Below are 1,146 nucleotides of genomic sequence, written 5' to 3'. Positions count from 1 at the left end.
CACCCCCTAGTCTTCTGAGTCGGGAATTCTGTTCAGATGTGTAGGCTTGCGGTATGGCGCGTACGGGGCGGCCGAAGGCCAAGTTGACGTTGTCGGTTGAGGAACGGGCTGCACTCGAGGGGTGGGTGCGGCGCCGTTCCACGCCGCAGGCGTGGGCGCTTCGCTGCCGGATCATCCTGGCCTGCGCGGAGGGCGCTTCGAACAAAGATGTGGCGGCCCGGCTCGGTGCGACCGCGCATGCAGTGGGCCGTTGGCGGGCGAGGTTCGTCGAGCACCGGATCGCCGGCCTCGGGGACATGCCGCGCTCCGGTGGTCCGCGGTCGGTCACGGACGAACAGGTCGCAGCGCTGGTCACCAGGACGCTGGAGTCGACACCGAGGGACGCGACGCACTGGTCGACGCGGTCGATGGCGAAGGAGACAGGCCTGTCACAGTCGACCGTGTCACGGATCTGGCGGGCCTTCGGCCTCCAGCCGCACCGCTCGGAGACCTTCAAGCTCTCCACGGACCCCTACTTTGTGGACAAGGTCCACGACGTCGTCGGCCTCTACCTCGACCCTCCCGAGCGGGCCCTGGTCCTTTGCGTGGACGAGAAGTCCCAGATCCAGGCCCTGGACCGCTCACAGCCGGTGCTCCCGATGATGCCGGGCGTCCCTCAGCGGGTCACCCACGACTACGTCCGCGCCGGCACCACCACCCTGTTCGCCGCCCTGGAAGTCGCCACCGGCAAGGTGATCGGATCGCTCCACCGCCGCCACCGGGCCGAGGAGTTCAAGAAATTCCTCATCAAGCTCGACAAGGAGGTCCCCACCGGCCTGGAGGTCCATCTGGTGCTGGACAACTACGCCACCCACAAGACCCCCGCCATCAAGACCTGGCTCCTGGCCCATCCCCGCTTCCACCTGCACTTCACCCCCACCGGATCGTCATGGCTCAACCTGGTGGAGCGATGGTTCGCCGAACTCACCAACAAGCGCATACGGCGAGGCGTCCACAAGACCGTCCAAGCCCTGGAACAGGACATCCGGACCTGGATCGCCGCGTGGAACAGCGACCCGAAGCCCTACGTCTGGACCAAGACCGCAGACGAGATCCTCGAACGCCTCGCCTCATATCTGAACAGAATTCCCGACTCAGAAGACTAGG

General features: G+C 66.0%; 1 protein-coding gene. It reads left to right on the top strand.

Annotated features, from left to right (window positions below):
* The first annotated feature begins 53 nt into the window (after window positions 1–53).
* On the top strand, window positions 54–1,145 hold the full coding sequence (locus ACIQNG_RS39110) for an IS630 family transposase (RefSeq protein ID WP_401492036.1): 1,092 nt from the start codon (window positions 54–56) through the stop codon (window positions 1,143–1,145).
* Window position 1,146 lies beyond the last annotated feature (1 nt).

It is taken from the genome of Streptomyces sp. NPDC091377 (genome assembly GCF_044757045.1).
Classification (GTDB): Bacteria; Actinomycetota; Actinomycetes; order Streptomycetales; family Streptomycetaceae; genus Streptomyces.
This window is presented reverse-complemented; position numbering and strand designations above follow the sequence as displayed.